Origin of the sequence: Alicyclobacillus fructus, from assembly GCF_017329605.1 — a bacterium.
Lineage (GTDB): Bacteria > Bacillota > Bacilli > Alicyclobacillales > Alicyclobacillaceae > Alicyclobacillus > Alicyclobacillus fructus.
In genome coordinates, this window is sequence record NZ_JAFMTY010000137.1 from 1 (window position 1) to 200 (window position 200).

At 58.5% G+C, this 200-nt stretch carries 1 rRNA gene; it reads left to right on the top strand.

The window, feature by feature from the left end:
- A 23S ribosomal RNA gene (locus tag J3481_RS14595) occupies positions 1–200 on the top strand; the annotation flags it as partial.

Sequence of the window (200 nt, forward strand, 5' to 3'; positions counted from 1 at the left end):
GATAGCGAACCAGTACCGTGAGGGAAAGGTGAAAAGCACCGCGGGAGCGGAGTGAAAGAGAACCTGAAACCGTGTGCCTACAAGCAGTCGGAGCACCGAGAGGTGTGACGGCGTGCCTTTTGTAGAATGAACCGGCGAGTGATGTTGGCGAGCGAGGTGAAGGCGGCGGAGCCTGTGCCGAAGCGAAAGCGAGTCTGAAG